Genomic DNA, 20,183 nt, shown 5'->3' with positions numbered 1-20,183 from the left:
CAAACGGCTCGATACCAGGCGAAAGGGCGGGACGCCGCACGCCCGGTGGACGCGCGGCGCTTGAAATCAGGGACTATTTGCCGGACAGGATCTTGTCGTAGATCTCGGCGGTGTCTTTCTCATAGAGCGCGCCGGTGATGACGTTGAAGCCCGGGGGAATGCCGCTAGCGGCCATGTTGGCGAGCGACAGCGCGACATAGCTGGTCGCCTGCGGGTCCTGCCACTGGCCGGCATTGACATAGCCGTTCAGCACTTCCTGGGTGGTGTCGAGCGAGTTGCCCCAGCCGACGACGGGGATTTCGCCCGGCTTGACGCCGACCTGGTCGAACACGCGTTTGATCGAGCCGGTAACGAGGTCGCCAAGCCCGATGATCGCCTTCACCTTGGCCTTGTTGGCGGTGAGATAGTCGACCATGCGGTTGATCACCTCGGCCTGGTCGAGCGTCGCCTCGGTCACCTCATAGGTGATGCCGAGCGGCTCGAACACGCTCTTGATGCCTTCCTCTTCCTGCACGCCGTACGTGGCGCCGGGAATCTCGACAGGCATCCAGACGAAGTCGCCCTTCTTCACCAGGCCCTTGTCGACCAGATACTGCGCCCAGTGCTTGCCGAAGGTGACATTGTCGCCGCCGACATAGGCGTTGAAATTGGCCTTGGGATCGGGCGTGTTGAAATTGATGATCGGAATGTTGGCCGCGCGGGCTTCCTTGACGATCTCGACAAGGCTGCCCGGATCGGGGCTGGTGGTGGTGATGCCGTCGGCCTTGGCCGAGATCGCGGCCCGCACCGCCTCCTGCTGCGAGGCGACGTCGCCATTGTGGAACGAGGTGTTGACGGTATTGCCGGTGTCCTTGGCCCATTGCTTGGCGCCGGCAAGGAAGTAGGTCCAGACCGGATCGGCCGGGCCGCCATGTGAAATCCAGTAGAACGTCTTGGCCTGCGCCGCCGCCGGAATAACCGTCAGCGCGACCAGCAGGCCGTATAGAACCACTCTTAGCCGTGTCAGCATTTGATTTCCTCCCGTTTGAAACTGATCAGTTCGAAACCACCCTCTTGATCGGGCAAGATCGAGTCCTCCTCGCCAACGCCGTGTTGGATGATCAGAGCATCCTCTTTTTCGACAAATGGCAAGCCTCCGCCTGTCAGTCGTAGTCGGCGCCTGACGGGGCGCCATCAGCGGTCCCATCAGATTGCATCAGTTCGGATGATTTTTCGCGGCAGGCGATACCGGCCTCGAGGGTCGCCGGAGCGATGGTTGACCGCCCTCGGGTGAACCCAGAGCTAGAGGAGGCCGGCCCGGGCAAGATCGCGCATCAGATGGCTGGCGCCGTAGGTCCAGTGCGGGCAGTCCGGCGACAACCGCACCCGGTTGACCAGCGCGCCGAATTTCTCCGACGAGATGGTGACGATGTCGCCGACCTTGTGGGTAAACCCCTTGCCCTTCTCGCCGCGGTCCTTCGAAGGCACGAACATGGTGCCGAGATAGAGCGCCAGGCCGTCCGGATATTGGTGATGGGGGCCCATGGCAGCCGCTACGAGCTCTTCGGGAGAGCGGCTGATCTCGGCCATCGAGCTCGCGCCCTCCAGCGAGAACCCGTCCTCACCTTCGACTTTCAGCCGGACCACGGCCCGCTTTACGTCCTCTATGGAGAACGTGCCGTCGAACAGGCGGATGAAGGGGCCGAGCGAGGCGGAGGCGTTGTTGTCCTTGGCCTTGCCGAGCAGCAGCGCGGAGCGCCCCTCAACGTCGCGCAGATTGACGTCGTTGCCGATGGTGGCGCCGACGATCCTGCCGCTGCTGGCGGCGATCATGGCGATCTCCGGTTCCGGATTGTTCCAGGTCGAGACGGGATGCAGGCCGACATCGGCGCCGAAACCGACCGAGGCCATCGGCTGGCATTTGGTGAAGATCTCGGCATCGGGGCCGATGCCCACTTCCAGATATTGCGACCAGGCGCCGCGCGCGATGAGCTTGGCCTTGATCTCCATCGCTTCCGGAGAACCGGGCTTGAGCTTGGACAGATCGTGGCCGATCAGCCCGGCAATGTCGGCGCGGATGGCATCGGCCTTTTCCGCCGAACCGCGCGCCTGTTCCTCGATGACGCGTTCCAGCAGGCTGACGACGAAGGTGACGCCCGACGCCTTGATCGCCTGCAGGTCGACGGGGGATATGAGATAGGGCCTTGCCGGATCACGCGCGGCTTCGAAACTGTTGGCCGCGATGTCATCGAGCGAGCCGATCGGCTTGCCCTTGGCCGAGCGCACATAACCGGCCGGATCGGCCATCTCGCAGATATCGCGCACGGTCGGCGCCGTGCTCGACGTGATGTCGAAGACGGTGCCATCACGCACCGTAGCCACCAGGGGATGCGAGGCATCGCTGCTTCTGGCGCGCCCGACAAAAAGGCCTTCGGCGGGCAGATGCATCGGGTTTGTCATGCGTGCGGTCCTCTGATCATCGAAAATGCGGCTTGCCGGTTCGGCGCGGCACTTTCACCGGATTCCTGTCAAAGGTCTATCCCGTTTGTGGTGATCCAGACGCCATGTCTGCCGGCGTCGTCGGCGATTGGCGTGCCGCAAGGAAGCACTCCTTCAGGGGTTGGATGCATGCGGCGGTGCGGGAGCCCCAACGCCCGGGTCATTTTTCGGCTTGCACTTGTTCTCGTTTTGTTCTAGTATGTTCAACCTGAGTCAATTGGCGGACGAGATCAGTATGAGTGGGCAACCCGCATTCGGAACCGCGAAGAACGGCCAAGCCTTTTTCCGATGGGAACAGGCCGGGAAGCATTTCCACCGGCTGTTCTTTGCCATCCTCGTCGGCAGCGCGATTGCTGGTCGTCTCGCGCGAAAGGCCATTGCCTTGAACCGTGAGTTCGGATTGCAAGGCTGGCTGGTTCCGGAAAATCACATCCACATCTCGCTTGTCGGCCTCGGCGACCATGAGGAGTATCCGCAAGAGCTGGCAGAGGCCGCCTGTCATATCGGATCGATGATCGTTGCGAAGCCCTTCGAGGTGTCGTTCGATCGCCTGTCGGCTTTTGGCGGTGGTGCACTGGTCCTGCGCGGCAGCGATGGCAATCCGCCGCTGCAGAAATTCTGGCGTGATCTGACGGCGGTGATCTCGGACAGCCCGTTAAGACCCTTTCTCACCAGGTCCATAGAACCGCATGTTACATTGCTTCGTGATGAAGTGGGCGTTCCCAGAATTCGCGAGCGCTCGATCGATCCGGTCGGTTGGACTGTCCGGGATTTTGTGCTGATCCACAGTCTCGTCGGGAAGGGCGCCTACAAGCAGCCCGGACGTTGGCGGCTGACCGGCCAGGACGATGCACTGCCCGCCATGTGAGAGCCTGGAATCGTCCTCGCATAGTCCGCGCGATCCATCATCCTGACACGGCTTGTCAGCTAGCGCGCGGATTGACGATGGCATGCCGGCAAGCTGCACCCTACTTGCAAGACGTCTGAACAGGAGGAACACATGACCGTCACGGACATCGCCAAGCATTTCACAGGCCTTCTCAAGCAGGGCGACTACGAAAGTGCAGCCGAGAAATACAATGCCGATGACATCGTCAGCTACGAAGCGATGGAGGGGCCGATGGCCGTCTGCCGCGGCAAGGACGCCATCAAGCAGAAAGGCCAGTGGTGGCAGGAAAACAACGAAGTCCATGGCGGCTCGGTCGAGGGCCCTTATGTCAACGGCGACCAGTTCGCCGTGCGCTTCACATTTGACATAACGCCCAAGGCCACGGGCCAGCGTGTCACCATGGACGAGGTTGGCCTGTACACGGTCAAGAACGGCAAGATTGCCGAAGAGCGCTTCTATTATTGAGACGGGTTTTCCGGCTGTCGGCACTTTCGCCGCATCCTGAGCGGTCAGGATCATGTCCTGGCCGCTCTCCGATCTAAAGCACGTCGTCGTCACGGATCAGCGACTGCGCGCCCGCCATTGAAGAAACTCAGTCCTCGATGGTTCTGCCGGGCCGCTGGCAAAGCGCGCGGGAGCTGCTTAATCTGCCGCCAGATTCGAAGTCCGAAAGGCACCTGTTTTGGCGATCACCATGTACGGCATCACCACCTGCGACACGATCAGGAAGGCCCGCGTCTGGCTGGAGGGCCATGCAGTGCCTTACCGGTTCCACGACTATCGGGCCGAAGGAATCGAGGCGGGCAGGCTGGATGGCTGGGCCCGCAAGGTCGGTTGGGAAAAGCTGCTCAACAAGGCGAGCACGACGTTTCGCGAGCTGCCGGACAAGGACAAGCAGGGCCTCGACGAGAAGAAGGCCAAGGCGCTGATGTTGTCCAAACCGACAATGATCAAGCGTCCGGTGCTGGAGGTCGGGGATCGGGTTCTGGTGGGGTTTAAGCCGGATGTTTACGAGGAGGCGGTGAAGTAAGGCTCGGCAGGCGCGACACCGCTATGTCGTCATCCTATGGCGGAGCAAGGAGCGAAGCGACGCGGCGCAGACCATAGGATCCATGCCGTGACATCATGGCGTTGCAGCGGCGCAAAATTCTGCTGCCGCTGCACCCTCGGCCGAGGCTACGGCATGGATCCTCGGGTCAAGCCCGAGGATGACGAAGCAGGTATTTCGCCAGCGCCACCGCATTGTTGTGCGCTTCGTCATGGGCGCCGTAGAGTAGCGTCACCTTGCCCTCGCCAAGCAAGTCGCGCAAAGTCGCCACCGCGTCCTCGTTACGGTCGAGCTCGGCGCGGTACCGCTTCTGAAATTCCGCCCATCGCGCCGGCTCATGTCCGAACCATTTGCGCAGTTCATCGCTTGGCGCCACATCCTTCAGCCATAGCGCCAGCGCGGCATGCTCCTTGCTGACGCCACGTGGCCAGACACGATCGACCAGGACCCGCTGCCCATCATCGGGCGCGGGTGCCTCGTACACCCGCCTGACCGCGATCTCGAATGCCATCGGCTCTCCTTCGTGCGCTCCCGTCAGGCCCACTCGCCCTTGCGCATGACCGGCACGCGGCTGCCGTCCTTGGCGACGCCGTCTATATCGATCTTGTCCGAGCCGATCATCCAGTCGATGTGGATGAAGCTCTTGTTGCCGCCGCGCTCCGCGATCTCGGCCTGGCTGAGCGAGGCGCCGTCGACGAAGCACTTCGAATAGCACTGGCCGAGCGCGATGTGGCAGGCGGCGTTTTCGTCGAACAGCGTGTTGAAGAACAACAGGCCGCTCGCCGAGATTGGCGAGGAATGCGGCACCAGCGCCACTTCGCCAAGCCGGCGTGCGCCCTCGTCGGTGTCCAGCACCTTCTTCAGCACGTCCTCGCCCTTCGAGGCCTTCGCCTCGACGATCCTGCCGCCCTCGAAACGCACCGAGATTTCATCGATCAGCGTGCCCTGGTAGGAGAGCGGCTTGGTCGATGAAACATAGCCTTCCACCCGCCGCGCATGCGGCGTGGTGAAGACCTCCTCGGTCGGGATGTTGGGATTGCAGGTGACGCCGTTCTTGGCGGTGGAGGCGCCGCCCATCCATTCATGGCCGTCGGCCAGCCCGACCGTGAGGTCGGTGCCCGGCCCGGTGAAATGAAGCGCATGGAAATTATGGCCGTTGAGCCATTCGGTGCGGCTGCGAAGGGCCGCATTGTGCGCCTTCCAGTTGCCGATCGGATCTTCCACGTCCACTCGCGAGGCGGCGAAGATGGCGTCGGCGAGCTTAGCCACCGCAACATCGTCGGCATCATCGGGGAAGACCTGCTTGGCCCAAGCGAGATCCGGATAGGCGACGATGTTCCAGTTGATGTCGAAGCCGGTGATCTTTTCCAGCGCCGGCTGGTAGGCCATCGAATTGGCCTTGTTGGCGCGCGCCACTTTCGCCGGGTCCTGCGCCGACAGGAGCGAGGGATCTTCGCCACGCACGGCAAGTCTCGCCGCATTGTTGGAGAAGGCTTTGGCCATGCCTTCATAGAGCCAGCTGGCGGCCCGGTCGAAGCCGGGGTCGGCGCCATAACGAAAGCGCGCCAGCGTGATCTCGTCGTCGTTGAAGATCGGCGTCACCAGCCCCGCGCCGGCCTTGTAGGCATGCTCGACGATGCGCCGGGTCAGCGGCAGCGCGGCGATGGACGAGGTCAGCACCAGGTCCTGCCCGGGCTGCAATTGCAGCCCCACCTTGATGGCGACTTCCGCCAGCCTGTCGAGCTTCACCGGGTCGATGGTTGCGGAAACGCCGCGCGAATGTGTGGTCATGATCCTGCCTGCCGTAGTTTGATGTCGGACTCTACATAGACCGGCGCCACCGTGCTTTCCACCGTGATCGCGTCGCTCGTGCCCGCCTTCGCGGAGCCGAACCGCGCCATCGTCGCCTCGATCTCTTCCCTGATCCAGAGCTTGAAATCCCGGACCTTGCGACTTTCGGCTTTGGCGGCGGAGGTCACCAGCCAATAGCCAAGCCCGCTCTGGGCCCGGATCCCGAACGGCGCGACGAGCCGCCCGTCGGCCAGCGCGTCGGCGGCGAGCAACTGCCAGCCCAGCATCACGCCATGACCGGCAATCGCCGATTCCAGGCAAAGCATCGGATCGGTGAAGCGCGCGCCCTTCAGGAAAGTGACGGGTTCGACACCGGCGGCGGCGAACCAGCTTTCCCAGTTGATCATCGCCCGTTCGTCGGTAATCGCGCAGGTCTGGGCAAGGTCTTCGATCGATTTCAGTTTCTTCGCTATCGAGGGCGCGCAGACCGGGAACACCTCTTGTGCCAAAAGCAACTCCGCCCTGCCGCCCGGCCATTTGCCGTCGCCGAGCCGGATAGCGATATCGATATCGGAATGGTCGAGGTCGGCCAACCGCACCGAGGCGTCGATGCGCAACAGCACATTGGGATGCCGGGTGAAGTGATGCGACAGCCGCGGCAGCAGCCATTTCGAGGCGAATGCCGGCGCCACTGAAACCACCAGCGTGCATTGCCTCGCCTCGTCGGCCAGCGCCACGGCCTGGGTGAGCTCGCGGAAACCTGCGCCCAGGCGGGTCGCGAACATGGCGCCGAATTCCGTCAGGACCAGCCCCTTGGCCGTTCTCTCGAACACGGCTTGACCGAGCTGCTGTTCCGCGCGCTTTATCTGCTGGCTGACGGCGCTGGCCGAAACGTTGAGTTCGCCGGCGGCCGCGGCGAGCGAGCCGAGACGGGCGACGGTCTCCACGGCGCGAAGGCCGTTGAGGTGGACGCGGTTGAGCATGGCCATTTGAGTTTTTCTAAACCGGCCCGGCTGAAATCTCAATTGAAAGTGATGCCAAAAGCGCAGACTCTATCCCCAAGACAGGCCTGCGGAGGCTGACATGTTAAGGCTGTTATTGTCGCTCAAAATAGTATTCCCTCTGCACGAGCCGCCCTGCGGTGGTGAAACGGTCGCATGGCTAGCCGATCCGCTTTCGCATCCCGTGCTGAACGCCATGTCGGAGCGCGAGCTTGGCGACATGCCGTTCCGGCTGACGGCGCGTCGCACTGCCCACGAGACGGCCCAAGCGGGCTGCCGCTGATTCCTTCACACGGCTCGGCGCCTGGCCCAACACAAGCGCGTTGTGTCGCCGGTCCACGCACCTATTGTGCGCCGCGATGACCTCAACCCCGCCAACAGCGCTGCGGTTCGCTTTCGCCGGCATGATCGCCATGGCCGTCGCCATGGGCATTGGCCGTTTCGTCTACACGCCGATCCTGCCTGGCATGATGGAAGAACTCCATTTGTCGGCCGCCGATGCCGGCTGGATCGCATCAGCCAACTATTTCGGCTATCTCGCCGGCGCCTTTGCCGCGGCGGGCGGCTGGGCGCATGGGCGCGAGCGCCCGTTGATGCTGGCCGGTCTCGGCGCGAGCGCCTTGCTCGCCGCGCTTATGGGGCTGTCGGAGACGATGGCCGCCTTTCTTCTCATCCGCTTTCTCGCCGGCCTGGCCAGCGCCTTCGTCATGGTGTTCCTGGCCAGCATCGTCTTCAGCCATCTTGCAGCGGCCGGCCGCAGCGATCTGCAGGCGTGGCATTTCGGCGGCGTCGGCCTCGGCATCGCCGTGTCCTCGGTGCTGATGGCGGCCCTGGTCAGCGAACATGCCGGCTGGGCGGCGGGCTGGTTGTGGTCGGCGGCGATCTCGGCTTGTGGTTTCGTCGTCGTGGCACTGCTGGTGGACAGCGGTCCGCTGGCCTGCGGCGATACCGGCCGCGAGCCGGCGCTGCCAAAGGACCGCTCGCTGACTAAGGTGATCGTCGCTTACGGATTGTTCGGCTTCGGCTACGTGGTGACAGCGACCTTCCTTGTCGCCATCGTCCGGCAAGGCGGCGGCGGACGCGTGTTCGAGGCCGTGGTCTGGATGGTCACCGGTCTTGCCGGCTTTCCCTCGGTCTGGCTCTGGCAGAAGATATCGGCGCGGATCGGCCTTTACGCGACCTATGCGCTGGGATGTATCGTCGAGGTCGTCGGCATTGTCGCAAGCGTTGCGGTAGGCGGGCGCACCGGGCCGCTGCTCGGCGGCCTGCTCGTTGGCGGCACGTTCATCGCCATCACCGCGCTTGGCCTGCAGACCGCGCGGGAACTGGCGCCACAAGCCCCCCGGCGGACCTTCGCCTTGATGACGGCTTCGTTCGGTCTTGGCCAGATCATCGGCCCGATTGCCGCCGGGCTCCTGGCGCAGGCGTCGGGCGATTTCTTCCTTGCCTCGATCGCCGCCGCGGCCGTTCTGGTCGCCTCCGGCGCCATCACATGGTCGGCTGCGCCAAAATCGCCATGATTTGTGGACTTGCTTGGCGCGGGGCTTAGGCAGGCATTTTCTTTCCACCTAATGTGTGACTTTATGCCCGCTGTAGTCAGCTGATTTGCGCATCGATCGAGGAATTCGCCACAGTGTTCGTATCCTTCTTCCCGCAGCCGAAGCTGTTCTTCTCTTCGGCCGCCATCTGGAGCCTTGCGGCGATCCTGTTCTGGTTTTTCGGCGGCGAGCAGTTGGGCGCGGTCTTCGGCATGCCGCCGGCCGCCGCCGGCACGCCTCCCATTATCGGCATTGCCGTGCTCGTCTCGAAGCCATTCCTGTGGTTCTACATCTACTTCGCGTTCTGTGTGTTGGCCTTCTACGCGTTCTGGAGCTGGTATTCTCCGCATCCATGGCAACGCTGGTCGATCCTGATGACCGCGGTCATCCTGTTCTTCATCTATTTCAACGTGCAGGTCAGCGTCGCCGTCAATGCCTGGTACGGCCCTTTCTTTGACTATGTGCAGGGGCTGATGTCGGGCACCGGAAAATCGACCAACGCCGAATTCTACATAGGGCTGGCCGATTTCTCGTGGCTTGCGCTGGTCGGCATGAACGTGCAGGTGGTCAATGCCTTCATCGTCAGCCACTGGATCTTCCGCTGGCGCACGGCGATGAACAACTACTTCGTCGAGAACTGGGGCAGGCTGCGCCACATCGAGGGCGCCTCGCAACGTATCCAGGAGGACACGATGCGGTTTTCCCAGATCATGGAAGATCTGGGTTCCAGCTTCGTCCAGTCGATCATGACGCTGATCGCGTTCCTGCCGGTCATGATCCAGTTGCAGGCCCATATAACCGAGCTGCCAATCATCGGCGCGATCCCCCAGCCACTGGTGGTCGCGGCACTGGCCTGGTGTCTGTTCGGAACGATTTCGGTCATGATTGCCGGCATGAAGCTTCCAGGGCTGCAGTTCCGCAACCAGCGCGTCGAAGCCGCTTACCGCAAGGAGCTCGTTTACGGCGAGGATCATGCCGACCGGGCCCAGCCCGCCACCACCGCCGCGCTGTTCGCCAATGTCCGCCACAATTATTTCCGGCTCTATTTCCACTACATCTATTTCAATGTCGTCCGGTACACGTACCTGCAAGCCGACAATATTTTCTCGCTGCTGATCCTGGGGCCGTCGCTGGTCGCGCACAAGATAACGTTCGGCGCGCTGAACCAGATTTCGAATGCATTCGGCAAGGTGACGGGTTCTTTGCAGTTCCTGCTCACCTCCTGGTCGACCATCGTCGAACTGCAATCGGTGCATAAGCGCCTGCGCGCCTTCGAGGCGACGCTGCAAGGCGAGCCGTTGCCCGAAATCGACCAGCGCTATCTGGCACGGCAAGGCGCCGAGGATCCCGCTTAAGTCAGGAAAGACCTGGTGCGAAACGGGTCGGCGGCTCAGCCGCCGACCGAAACCTGCTTCTGGCCAGCACCTTGTCGCGAGATATAATCGCGAAAACTGATGCATTCGACGTCTGCCTTGACGCAGACCTCGCCGGCAAAACGCTCCAGCGCGTTCCAATAGGCGCCGTCATTCATCAGCGTGAAGTGGAAGCCGAGTTGCAGCGGAACGCGCTTGCCCCGGTATTGATCCTCGAAGGCGGCGCGGAAAGCCTGGTAGGTGCGGTCCGCGAACTCGCCTGCCTTGCTCGGCCGCTCGAAGCCGCCGGAATGCCTGACATAGAGATTGTAGTCCATGGCGATCACCGGCCGCGATTTCGGTCCTTCCGGGACCTGCGGCAGTGAAAACCGCGTGAGGCCGCCGGTGGTCGGAGGCTGGACAGGGCCGCGCGAGACGCTGCTGGCGTCGAACCGGTAACCGGCGGCGGGCAGCGCCTCGTAGAGCGCCTTGCCCTTCGACAGATAGGGCGCGCGGAAGCCGACCACCGCATGCCGGGCGAAATCGCGCCAGCCATCGGGCTCGGGCGCAATCCCATTGATCGCATAGGCGTTCTCGAGAATGTGCTCGAAGGCACCGAATTCCTTCAGCCAGTCGGCCTTGCTCCAGTCCTTGCCGTCGAAATGGCCGCAGGCGTGGCTGGCGATATCGTGGCCTTCATGTGCGGCAAGCCCGATCTGTTCGAGCCGATCGGCCACTTCCTGTTTGGACGCGGCAAAGCCGATGTTGGATTTGCCCGATGTCTTGCCCGGTGCTGTATACTGGTTGCGCGTTTCCGGCGACAGCAGGAAGACGCAGGACAGAAAATAGGTGAAATGCGCGCCGGTGCGTTGCGCCAGCGCCCGGCTGCGCTTCCATTGCGAGATATCGCGGGCGCTGTCGAAGGAGATGATGACGACCTGCTTCGGCCTGGCCGGCAAGGGCGCCGGCGAGCCGGGTGGATCGGCGAAAGCCGCACTGGCCGTGGCAAGCGAAGCGAGACAGAACGCTGCAACGCGAGACGAAATGGATATTGGCAACAACTACTGACCCCGGGGCGGTTTTGGCCCCGCTATAGCGCAAATATGGCGTGGGTGCGGTGGGCTTTTCGTCCGTTTGCCCCGCGAATAGGTGATTTTCCGGTCGAACCCCTTCCATGCCGACAAAATTTCGCTAAAACGCGGGCTCGCGAACGCCCCGTCCCGGGGCAGGAATGGTTTTATTGATGTCCGACGACAGTTTTATCCGTGAAGTCAACGACGAGATCCGTCGCGAACAGGCGCAGAAGCTGTGGGACCGTTTCGGCCCGGCCCTGCTTGTGGTCGCGGTGCTGGTCGTGCTCGGCACCGCCGCCTTCGTCGGCTATCGCTACTGGGACGAGACCCGCGCCAACCGTTCGGGCGATGCCTTCTCGCAGGCGTTGAAGCTGGCCAATGACGGCAGGAATGACGAGGCGCTGACCGCGCTCGATCAGCTGGAGAAGGATGGCTACGGCGCCTATCCGCTGCTCGCCCGCATGCGCGCTGCCACCGTCAAGGCCGACAAGGGCGACGTCGATGCCGCCGTCAAGGATTTCGACGAGGTGGCCGCCGACACCGCCATTCCCCAGGGCATTCGCGACATGGCGCGATTGAGGGCGGCGCTGCTGCTGGTCGATCACGGCTCCTTCGCCGATGTGTCGAGCCGCGTCGAGGCCCTGACCTCGGACACAAACACGCTGCGCCACACCGCGCGCGAGGCGCTCGGGCTGGCCGCCTGGAAGGAAGGCAAGACCCAGGACGCGCTGAAGCTGTTCGACCAGATCGCCGCCGATGACGGTGCCCCGCGCAACACCCGCGAACGGGCGACCCTGATGTCCGAGCTGATCCGCGGCTCGGGCAGCGCGTCGTGACATATGAGCTTCAAAGTCGCCATCATCGGCCGGCCTAACGTCGGCAAATCGACTCTTTTCAATCGGCTGGTGGGAAGGAAGCTGGCGCTTGTCGACGACACGCCGGGCGTGACCCGCGATCGCCGCGTCCATGCGGCAAAGCTTTACGACTTGCACTTCGACGTCATCGACACTGCGGGTTTTGAGGATGCCGCCGCCTCGACGCTGCCCGGCCGCATGCGTGCGCAGACCGAGATCGCTATCCGTGAAGCCGATCTGATCTTCTTTACCGTCGACGCCAAATCCGGCCTGTTGCCGGACGACCGGACCTTTGCCGAGATCGTGCGCAAATCCGGCAAGCCGGTCGTGCTGGTCGCCAACAAGGCCGAGGCGAAGGGCGCGCAGGGCGGCATGCTGGAGGCCTGGGAGCTCGGGCTTGGCGAGCCGGTCCCGGTCTCGGCCGAACACGGCCAGGGCATGCCCGACCTGCGCGACGCGGTGATCGCCGCCCTTGGCGAGGCGAGGGCCTTTGGCGAGGATGAAGATGACGACGAGGAGATCGCCTCCAGCGAGGTGCTGATCGGCGAGGACATCGCCGATCCCGACGCCGACGAGGTGCCGGCCTATGACGACACCAAGCCGATGCGCATCGCCGTCGTCGGCCGCCCCAATGCCGGCAAGTCGACGCTGATCAACGCGCTGATCGGCGAGGAGCGGCTTTTGACCGGACCGGAAGCCGGCATCACCCGCGATTCCATCTCGGTCGATTGGGATTGGCGCGGCCGCCGCATAAAGCTGTTCGATACTGCCGGTATGCGCCGCAAGGCCAGGATCCATGAAAAGCTCGAGGTCATGTCGGTGCAGGACGGCCTGCGCGCCATCCGTTTCGCCGAGATCGTCATCATCGTGCTCGATGCTACCATCCCTTTCGAGAAGCAGGATCTTCAAATCGCCGACCTGATCATCCGCGAGGGCCGCGCGCCGGTGATCGCCTTCAACAAATGGGACCTGATCGACAATCCGCAGGAACTCTTGGCCGAACTGCGCGAGAAGACCGAACGGCTTTTGCCGCAGGCGCGCGGCATGCAGGCGGTGACGGTTTCGGCCGAGACCGGACGTGGCCTCGACAAGCTCATGGAAGCCGTCATCCGCACGCATAAGGTCTGGAACAGCCGCGTCTCGACCGGCAGGCTCAATCGCTGGCTGGAAGGCATTCTTGCGCATCATCCGCCGCCCGCGATTGCCGGTCGCAGGCTGAAGATCAAATATGTCACGCAGGCCAAGACGCGCCCGCCGGGCTTCGTCGTCTCGTGCTCGCGCCCGGATGCGATGCCGCAATCCTACGTCCGCTATCTCACCAATAGCCTGCGCGAAGCCTTCGACATGCCCGGCGTGCCGATCCGCATGGCGCTCCGCACATCCGACAATCCGTTCGCCGGTCGGGCCAGGAAGCGCTGAAGCCTGGGGAAGGGCGCCGACCCTCCGACGCGGCGTAGATCCGAGGGCACAACCAAAGCCTACGCGACCTTCGGCAGGTTCTCATCCGTCCGCGCGCCCTCCGGTAGCGCCTGCCGCGCCGCTTCCAGCAGGATATCGGCGAGGCGGGCGGCCACCGGTTCGGGCTCGGCGTCCCTGCGGTGCAGGAACAGCGCCATCCTCGGCAGAGCCGGTAGACCGGCAATCTCCGGCGTCATCGCGCTGACGCTGGCCGGCAGGCCGACGTCGGTGCGGATCGTCAGCCCGAGCCCGGCTGCGACGGCCGCCCAGATGCCACCAAGGCTCGGGCTGGAGAAGGCCATGCGCCAGGGCAGGCCGGCGCGGTCGAGCGTTTCGGTTGCGACCGTGCGCAACAGGCAAGGTGCTTCCAGCGCGACCAGCGGTAGCGGCTCGCCATGGCGCAGGCTTGTCTCGATGCGCTTTGCCGCGCCGATCCAGCGCATCTGCACGTCGGCGACATGCTGGCTGTAAGGCAGCGTCGCGCCGCTGTGCCACGCAAGCGCGATGTCCAGGCTGCCCGAGATGATCCGCTCCGCGAGCTCATCGCTACGCGCGATGCGGGCCTCGATCTTGACTTTGGGATGGGCACGGGCGAAGCGGCCGAGCACGTCGGGCAGCACCGCCTCGCCAAAATCCTCCTGCAGGCCGAGCCGTACCCAGCCTTCCAGCTCGACGTCATGGATGGCGGAGGCCGCCTCGTCGTTGAGCTCGACCAGCCGCCGCGCATAGCCGAGCATGGTCTCGCCGGCTTCCGTCAGCGCCAGCCCGCGTCCCGACTTGCGGAAGATAGGCGTCGCCGCCTGCTCCTCCAGTTTCTTCAACTGCGCGCTGACCGCCGAGGTCGAGCGGCCAAGCCGGTCGGCCGCCTTGGCAAAGCTGCCAAGCTCCATTCCGGTGACGAAGCTCCTGAGGACGTCGAGGTCGAATGTCACGCGTCGCATGATAATCCCGTTTTTCAGGATTTTGTGTCAAAAACTTCCTGATTTTATGGACAAAGCTATGGCGATAGACATGCGCCGTCAAGGCCGGTCACCGGGCCGCAAACGGGAATGAAACCATGTCCGCCATCGTCACCCGCACCGATTGTGAGTCGGCGCCACGAGCCGCAGGTTCCGGCTCCAGGACCTTCACGCCCAACCACCGCTGGAAGGTGCTGGGTATCGGCGTCGCCGCCAATGCCGGTTTTTCCGCTACTTTCTCCGGCATACCGGCAACCGCGGTGCTGATGCGGCAGGGCTACCATCTCGGCAACGCTCAGCTCGGCCTGGCGCTTGGCCTTCTCGGTCTGGGCGTTGCGCTCAGCGAACTGCCCTGGGGCCTGCTCACCGATCGCTGGGGCGACCGCCGTGTGCTTTTGACCGGGCTCGGCGCCACGGCGGCGTGGCTGTTCCTGATGGCGTTGCTCATCGTTCCATCCTCGTCCGGCGTGCCGGGCGTGCATGTCCTGGCGGGCGCCTTGCTCGTCACCGGTCTGCTCGGCGGCAGCGTCAACGGTTCGAGCGGCCGCGCCATCATGGGCTGGTTCCGCGAAGGCGAGCGCGGCTTCGCCATGAGCATCCGGCAGACGGCGGTGCCGCTTGGCGGCGGGCTGGGCGCTCTTGTCCTGCCCTCGCTCGCCGCCACGCATGGCTTCGCGGCGGTCTATGGCCTGCTTGCCGTCATCTCCGTGCTATCCGCCTTCTTCGCCTGGCGCTGGCTGCATGAACCGCCGACGCAGGATTCGGCCGCGCCGCCCGTTCTGGCCGGGCCGCCGCCGCTGCGCAATGTCGAGGTCTGGCGCATCGCAGCAGCCATCGGCCTGCTGTGCTTTCCGCAAGTGGCCCTACTCACCTTCGCATCGGTCTTCCTGCACGACTTCGCCGGCATGGGGACCTTGGCCACCAGCGCAAGCCTCGCCGCCGTGCAGACCGGCGCCATGGCGATGCGCGTCTGGAGCGGGCGCTTCACCGACCGCCACTGCAACCGCAGGCCGTTCCTGCGCCTGTGCAGTGCGCTCAGCGCGCTTGCCTTCACGCTGCTCTGGCTGCTGGTCCTGGCCGGCCCGACCATATCAGGCGGCCAGCCCGTCGTGATGGCCACGCTTCCCGTGATGCTGATTGTCGCAGGCATCCTGGTCTCCGCCTGGCATGGCGTCGCCTACACCGAGCTTGCCACGCTTGCCGGCGCCGGCCATGTCGGCACCGCGCTCAGTCTCGCCAACAGCTTCGTTTTCATAGGCTTCTTCCTGGTTCCGGTGGCCATTCCCGGGCTCTTGCATCTCTGGTCCTGGCCCGGCGTCTGGTTGTCGGCCGCGGCGTGCGCGTTGATCGCATGGCCCATCTTCCTGCGGCCGGCCTGCGTGTCCGTCCCGCCGCAAAACCGCCCCACTTCGCAACCACGAGCCCTGAGCCGACCGGGAAAACCCGATCGAAGCTGTTAACGTCCCATCAAGGTTAATGCATCATTTTGCTCTCCAGTGGGGTCAGTAGCGTTCCTGGAGAGAGTTCCGTGCATCGACGTGTCTTGACGCGCCTTGTTGCCGTCGCCGGTGAGAAGAAACGCAGCCTCGTGGCGCCTTTCATCGTCGGCCTCGGCATCTGGATCGGATTTCCGACAGTTTCCGCCTACCAGGATATGACGAGCCTCGTCTCCGGCCTCGAGGCGCCGACCCGCTGGAATTCCTATGTCGAGAAATCCGTCGCCGGATCGGTCCATGCGGCCGAGATGCCGTTCGTCGACGACGCCGTGACGGGGTCGCTCTCCGGATCGGGGGTGCGCCTGCCCGGCGTCGGCGCCGTCTCCTTTCGCGGCAAGGGCGGCAAGGTCGGCACCACGCCCGACGAGGACCGCATCGTGCGCGCCGACAAGAAGGGCCGCATCATCCAGATCTCTCCCGTCGCCCCGCCGAAGAACTTCAACGCCGGCTCGATCTTCGAGCGCACCTCGTCCCTGCTGCGCCCCAGCATGGACAGCGGGCTGAAGATGGCTTTCGCCAAACCCCGCATCAAAGGCAAGGAAATCCAGATCGCCGCGGCATTCCATGCGCGTGAGGACAAGAAGCCGGATCCCGGCGTGTCGCCCATGCTCGCCGCCCTGGTCAATAATGACCATCCGGATGTGCTGGCGACGGCCTATGCCCAGGCCGCGCCCGATTATGCCAAGGCGTCGCCCTTCGAGGCCCTGCTCCAGGACGAGGAGCCCAATAGCGGCCGTTTCATCCCGCCAATGGCCAAGGGCGACCATTCTTGGATCCAGAATCCGCTTCCGGCGAGCGTCTTCTCCAAGCCCGAGCAGAAATGCCTGGCCAACGGCATCTACTTCGAGGCGCGGGGCGAATCCGTGCGCGGCCAGGCCGCCGTCGCCCAGGTCATCCTCAACCGCGTCCGCAATCCGGCCTATCCCAATTCGATCTGCGGCGTCATCTACCAGAACGACAGCTGGTTCAACCGTTGCCAGTTCTCCTTCGCCTGCGACGGCAGGAAGAAACGCATCGACAACCCGGTCGCCTACAAGACCGCGCAGGATGTCGGCATGGCGGTGACCGCCGGCAAGGTCTTCATTCCCGAAGTCGGTTCGTCGACCCACTACTATGCCAATTACGTCCATCCGGGCTGGGCGCGCACGATGCAGAAGATGACCAAGATCGGCCTGCATATCTTCTACCGCACCTATGGCGGCGGCTGGAGCTGAACGCCCGATAGCCGCCGATATTTTCGCACGGCTGCGCGGTCTCGCGAAGAGCCGTCGCGCGGGGGATTCGCGCGAGGCGTCCACGCCGCCATGGCGGGCACGATGTCGCACCTCGCTACTACCTTGATTTCATTGTATAAAATACATGGTAAGGAACTTCCGCCCGTGGCTTGACGGGCGCAAACCCTCTAACTATGTTGCCGGCGACTTTAGAAGCGGACGGACGGTGACGGTCTGCCCGGGCAGGGGGGTTGCGATGGCCGACAAAACTGGGCCAGGCGGAACCGGAGAAACCGGCCGCGGCAAGCAGCACGAAGCCGCCATCCGCGACGACGAACTTGAGCGCCGCCGGCGTGAACTTGAAGCATCGCTTGCGACAAGACGGCCGGACCGGCTCGAGGGGAAAGACGCGAAACCAGTGACCGGGTACGGTCAGGCACTCAAGCTGTCCAGCGAGTTCATCGCCGGGGTGGTGGTCGGTGCCGCCATCGGCTGGATCATCGACCGTCTGGCGGGGACATCGCCATGGGGTCTGATCGTGTTTCTGCTGCTTGGTTTTGGCGCGGGCGTGCTCAATGTCATGCGTTCGGCAGGCGTTGTGGCGGAATTCGGACAGGGCGACAAATCGCGCTCTGGCCGCGACGACAGCAAGTGATCGCCGTTCAGGCGGCACTTGGAAATAGCCGCCTTTCGACGGGCGGCATGGTAACAAGGCCGCATGCGGCACTGACGGGGTTTGAACGTGGCAGCTGACAAGGTCGATCCGATCCACCAGTTCCATATCAACAAGCTGATACCGATCGATATCGGCGGTTACGACTTGTCCTTTACCAATTCGGCGCTGTTCATGGTCGCGACCGTGGTTGTCGCCGCGGCATTTCTGTTTCTGACGACGTCGAGCCGCAGTCTCGTTCCCGGCCGGCTGCAATCGATCTCCGAAATGGCCTATGAATTCGTCGGCAACATGTTGCGCGACGCCGCCGGCACGCAGGGCATGAAGTTCTTTCCCTTTGTGTTTTCCCTGTTCATGTTCGTGCTGGTCGCCAACCTGCTTGGCCTGTTCCCGTATTTCTTCACCGTCACCAGCCACATCATCGTCACCTTCGGCCTCGCCGTCTTGGTTATCGGCACCGTGATTGTCTACGGTTTCGGCAAGCACGGCCTTGGTTTCCTCAAGCTGTTCGTGCCGCACGGCGTGCCGGTGTTCCTGCTGCCGCTGGTGGTGCTGATCGAAGTGATCTCCTTCGTCTCGCGCCCCGTCAGCCTCTCGGTTCGTCTGTTCGCCAACATGCTCGCCGGGCACATCACGCTGAAGGTCTTCTCCGGCTTCGTCGTCAGCCTCTCGGCGCTGGGCGCGGTCGGCGTCGCTGGCTCGGTTCTGCCGCTGGCGATGGCCGTGGCGTTGACGGCGCTCGAACTGCTGGTCGCCTTCCTTCAGGCCTATGTCTTCGCGGTGCTGACCTGCATGTATCTCAACGACGCCCTGCACCCGGGGCACTAATCAAAAGTTTCCGGCGCAAGAGTTTCCAACATTGCCGCCGGAATGGAATCGCAACGGAATTTCAGATCCAAAGGAGTTGAACAAATGGACGTAGAAGCAGCAAAGTACATCGGCGCCGGCATCGCTTGCCTCGGCATGGGCGGCGCGGGCATTGGCCTCGGCAACATCTTCGGCAGCTACCTCTCGGGCGCGCTGCGCAACCCGTCGGCCGCCGATGGCCAGTTCGGCCGTCTGATCTTCGGCTTCGCCGTGACCGAAGCTTTGGGCATCTTCTCGCTTCTCATCGCGCTGCTGGCCCTGTTCGGCTGAGCCCCTGTTTGGCTGAGCCGCCGTTTGGCGAAGCTATGGGAAGATTGGACAGGCCGGCCGCGAGAGCGGCGGGTCTGATATCAGGGGATAGTCCATGTTCGTGACATCTGCCTTTGCGCAAGAGTCCGCGCCTGCCACCGAGGCAGGCCACGCTGCGACGGAAGGCGACACGCATTCCGGCACCAGCGTGCCTGCCGAAGCGCATGGCATGTTTCCGCCATTCGATCCGGCGACGTTTCCGTCGCAGCTTCTTTGGCTGGCGATCACGTTCGGGCTCTTCTACCTCTTCCTGAAGAGGGTGGTGGTGCCGCGCGTCGGCGGCATCATCGATGTCCGCAACGATCGCATCAGCCAGGATCTCGATCAGGCAGCGAAGTTGAAGGGCGAGGCCGACGCCGCCGTTGCTGCTTACGAGCAGGAATTGGCGGAAGCCAAGAAGAACGCCAATGCCATCGGCCAGCAGGCCAATGACGCGGCCAAGGCGGAGGCCGAGACCGCGCGCAAGAAGATCGAGGCGGCGCTCGACGAGAAGCTTGGCGAGGCCGAGGCGCGCATTTCTTCCATCAAGGCCAACGCCATGAAGGAAGTCGGCAGCATCGCCGAGGACACTGCTTCGGCGATCGTCGAGGCGCTGGTCGGCGGCAAGGCCAGCAAGGCCGAGATCGCGGCCGCGGTCAAATCCGTGGCCGGGTGAGGAGCGCATCATGGACGCCACATCTCTTGCAACGCTCTGGGCCACGATCGCCCTGGTCATTTTTTTGGGCATCGCCATCTACATCAAGGTGCCCCGCCTGATCGCCAAGGCGCTCGATGCCCGCGCCGCCAGGATCAGCAGCGAGCTCGACGAAGCGCGCAGGCTGCGTGAGGAGGCCCAGCAGCTGCTTGGCCAATACCAGCGCAAGCGCAAGGAAGCCGAGCAGGAGGCCGCAGACATCGTCGCCGCGGCCAAGCGCGAAGCTGAACTGCTCGCCGCCGAGGCGCACAAGAAGACCGAGGACTACGTCGCGCGGCGCACCGCACTCGCCGAACAGAAGATCGGTCAGGCCGAGCGCGAGGCGATCGGCGAAGTGCGCGCCAGTGCCGTCGACATCGCCGTCGAAGCCGCTCGCACGCTGCTCGCCGGCAAGATCGACGCCAAGGCGGGAGCGGACCTGTTCAAGACCTCGCTCGCCGATGTGAAGGCGAAGCTGAACTGAGCTGACAACCAGCAGAATTGAAAAGG

22 protein-coding genes are annotated in these 20,183 nt (G+C 63.7%); 15 read left to right on the top strand and 7 right to left on the bottom strand.

Translation table 11 applies throughout. The features are described 5' to 3' along the window. Positions 1-73: 73 nt before the first annotated feature. Together LB533_RS05770 and LB533_RS05765 are read right to left on the bottom strand one after the other, a co-directional pair. Positions 74-1,009 carry a substrate-binding domain-containing protein gene (locus LB533_RS05770; RefSeq protein WP_140497931.1) on the bottom strand — a complete coding sequence of 312 codons (936 nt, stop codon included), beginning with the start codon at positions 1,007-1,009 and terminating at the stop codon, positions 74-76. 272 nt (positions 1,010-1,281) lie between these two features. Next, positions 1,282-2,439 (bottom strand): fumarylacetoacetate hydrolase family protein, encoded by a 1,158-nt coding sequence (locus LB533_RS05765; RefSeq protein WP_140638605.1) that lies wholly within the window; start codon positions 2,437-2,439, stop codon positions 1,282-1,284. 274 nt (positions 2,440-2,713) lie between these two features. Between LB533_RS05765 and LB533_RS05760 the strand changes: the two genes are divergently transcribed. The 3 genes from LB533_RS05760 (at position 2,714) to LB533_RS05750 (ending at position 4,397) form a co-directional block, all read left to right on the top strand. Further along, a complete protein-coding gene (locus tag LB533_RS05760) occupies positions 2,714-3,346 on the top strand; it encodes a 2'-5' RNA ligase family protein (protein WP_140638606.1) in 633 nt (210 codons plus the stop codon). Positions 3,347-3,478: 132 nt separating this feature from the next. Beyond that, on the top strand, positions 3,479-3,832 hold the full coding sequence (locus tag LB533_RS05755) for a nuclear transport factor 2 family protein (protein ID WP_140638607.1): 354 nt from the start codon (positions 3,479-3,481) through the stop codon (positions 3,830-3,832). 229 nt (positions 3,833-4,061) lie between these two features. Beyond that, positions 4,062-4,397 (top strand): ArsC family reductase, encoded by a 336-nt coding sequence (locus LB533_RS05750; protein ID WP_181169302.1) that lies wholly within the window; start codon positions 4,062-4,064, stop codon positions 4,395-4,397. A gap of 166 nt (positions 4,398-4,563) precedes the next feature. Here LB533_RS05750 and LB533_RS05745 read toward each other — a convergent pair whose 3' ends face one another. Genes LB533_RS05745 through LB533_RS05735 form a run of 3 tightly spaced genes read right to left on the bottom strand, consistent with a single transcriptional unit; the run spans position 4,564 to position 7,195 of the window. Further along, positions 4,564-4,926 (bottom strand): DUF488 domain-containing protein, encoded by a 363-nt coding sequence (locus LB533_RS05745; protein WP_140638609.1) that lies wholly within the window; start codon positions 4,924-4,926, stop codon positions 4,564-4,566. A 23-nt stretch (positions 4,927-4,949) separates the two neighbouring features. Beyond that, the gene (locus tag LB533_RS05740; RefSeq protein WP_140638610.1) at positions 4,950-6,206 is read right to left on the bottom strand and encodes an aminopeptidase; all 1,257 of its coding nucleotides are present in this window, start codon (positions 6,204-6,206) and stop codon (positions 4,950-4,952) included. Further along, positions 6,203-7,195, bottom strand: a complete 993-nt coding sequence (locus tag LB533_RS05735) for a LysR substrate-binding domain-containing protein (RefSeq protein ID WP_140638611.1) — start codon at positions 7,193-7,195, stop codon at positions 6,203-6,205. Before LB533_RS05735 ends, LB533_RS05740 begins: the two co-directional genes overlap by 4 nt. Positions 7,196-7,289: 94 nt before the next feature. On the opposite strand from LB533_RS05735, the gene LB533_RS05730 reads away from it, so the two are divergent. The 3 genes from LB533_RS05730 to sbmA all read left to right on the top strand — a co-directional run bounded on the left by LB533_RS05730 (position 7,290) and on the right by sbmA (position 10,100). Beyond that, positions 7,290-7,490, top strand: coding sequence for a hypothetical protein (locus LB533_RS05730; protein ID WP_140638612.1), 201 nt, complete (start codon positions 7,290-7,292; stop codon positions 7,488-7,490). Positions 7,491-7,566: 76 nt separating this feature from the next. After that, the gene (locus LB533_RS05725) at positions 7,567-8,727 is read left to right on the top strand and encodes a YbfB/YjiJ family MFS transporter (protein WP_140638613.1); all 1,161 of its coding nucleotides are present in this window, start codon (positions 7,567-7,569) and stop codon (positions 8,725-8,727) included. Positions 8,728-8,840: 113 nt separating this feature from the next. Next, positions 8,841-10,100 carry a peptide antibiotic transporter SbmA gene (gene sbmA, locus LB533_RS05720; RefSeq protein ID WP_140638614.1) on the top strand — a complete coding sequence of 420 codons (1,260 nt, stop codon included), beginning with the start codon at positions 8,841-8,843 and terminating at the stop codon, positions 10,098-10,100. A gap of 35 nt (positions 10,101-10,135) precedes the next feature. Here the strand turns inward: sbmA and LB533_RS05715 are convergent, their stop codons facing one another. Further along, positions 10,136-11,149: a polysaccharide deacetylase family protein gene (locus LB533_RS05715; protein WP_140638825.1), complete on the bottom strand. Its 1,014-nt coding sequence runs from the start codon at positions 11,147-11,149 to the stop codon at positions 10,136-10,138. Positions 11,150-11,340: 191 nt separating this feature from the next. Between LB533_RS05715 and LB533_RS05710 the strand changes: the two genes are divergently transcribed. Beyond that, positions 11,341-12,006: a tetratricopeptide repeat protein gene (locus LB533_RS05710; RefSeq protein ID WP_140638615.1), complete on the top strand. Its 666-nt coding sequence runs from the start codon at positions 11,341-11,343 to the stop codon at positions 12,004-12,006. Between the two features lie 3 nt (positions 12,007-12,009). After that, positions 12,010-13,443, top strand: coding sequence for a ribosome biogenesis GTPase Der (gene der / locus LB533_RS05705; protein ID WP_140638616.1), 1,434 nt, complete (start codon positions 12,010-12,012; stop codon positions 13,441-13,443). A 59-nt stretch (positions 13,444-13,502) separates the two neighbouring features. Here der and LB533_RS05700 read toward each other — a convergent pair whose 3' ends face one another. Further along, positions 13,503-14,423: a LysR substrate-binding domain-containing protein gene (locus tag LB533_RS05700; RefSeq protein WP_140638617.1), complete on the bottom strand. Its 921-nt coding sequence runs from the start codon at positions 14,421-14,423 to the stop codon at positions 13,503-13,505. 116 nt (positions 14,424-14,539) lie between these two features. Here LB533_RS05700 and LB533_RS05695 point away from each other — a divergent pair, with 116 nt between their 5' ends. The 7 genes from LB533_RS05695 to LB533_RS05665 all read left to right on the top strand — a co-directional run bounded on the left by LB533_RS05695 (position 14,540) and on the right by LB533_RS05665 (position 20,157). Continuing rightward, the gene (locus tag LB533_RS05695; RefSeq protein WP_140638618.1) at positions 14,540-15,901 is read left to right on the top strand and encodes an MFS transporter; all 1,362 of its coding nucleotides are present in this window, start codon (positions 14,540-14,542) and stop codon (positions 15,899-15,901) included. 68 nt (positions 15,902-15,969) lie between these two features. After that, positions 15,970-17,151, top strand: a complete 1,182-nt coding sequence (locus LB533_RS05690) for a cell wall hydrolase (RefSeq protein WP_140638619.1) — start codon at positions 15,970-15,972, stop codon at positions 17,149-17,151. Between the two features lie 256 nt (positions 17,152-17,407). Further along, the gene (locus LB533_RS05685; RefSeq protein WP_140638620.1) at positions 17,408-17,806 is read left to right on the top strand and encodes an AtpZ/AtpI family protein; all 399 of its coding nucleotides are present in this window, start codon (positions 17,408-17,410) and stop codon (positions 17,804-17,806) included. 87 nt (positions 17,807-17,893) lie between these two features. Continuing rightward, positions 17,894-18,652 carry a F0F1 ATP synthase subunit A gene (locus LB533_RS05680; RefSeq protein ID WP_140638621.1) on the top strand — a complete coding sequence of 253 codons (759 nt, stop codon included), beginning with the start codon at positions 17,894-17,896 and terminating at the stop codon, positions 18,650-18,652. A gap of 84 nt (positions 18,653-18,736) precedes the next feature. Beyond that, positions 18,737-18,961 carry a F0F1 ATP synthase subunit C gene (locus LB533_RS05675; RefSeq protein ID WP_140497964.1) on the top strand — a complete coding sequence of 75 codons (225 nt, stop codon included), beginning with the start codon at positions 18,737-18,739 and terminating at the stop codon, positions 18,959-18,961. Positions 18,962-19,055: 94 nt separating this feature from the next. After that, entirely contained in the window at positions 19,056-19,655 is a 600-nt protein-coding gene (locus LB533_RS05670; protein WP_140497966.1) for a F0F1 ATP synthase subunit B, read from the top strand. A gap of 10 nt (positions 19,656-19,665) precedes the next feature. After that, positions 19,666-20,157, top strand: a complete 492-nt coding sequence (locus LB533_RS05665) for a F0F1 ATP synthase subunit B (protein ID WP_140514758.1) — start codon at positions 19,666-19,668, stop codon at positions 20,155-20,157. Positions 20,158-20,183: the final 26 nt, after the last annotated feature.

Source organism: Mesorhizobium sp. BR1-1-13 (genome assembly GCF_020165515.1).
GTDB lineage: Bacteria > Pseudomonadota > Alphaproteobacteria > Rhizobiales > Rhizobiaceae > Mesorhizobium.
Note: the sequence above shows the minus strand (reverse complement) of the source record. Positions and strands in the feature narration are given on the sequence as shown.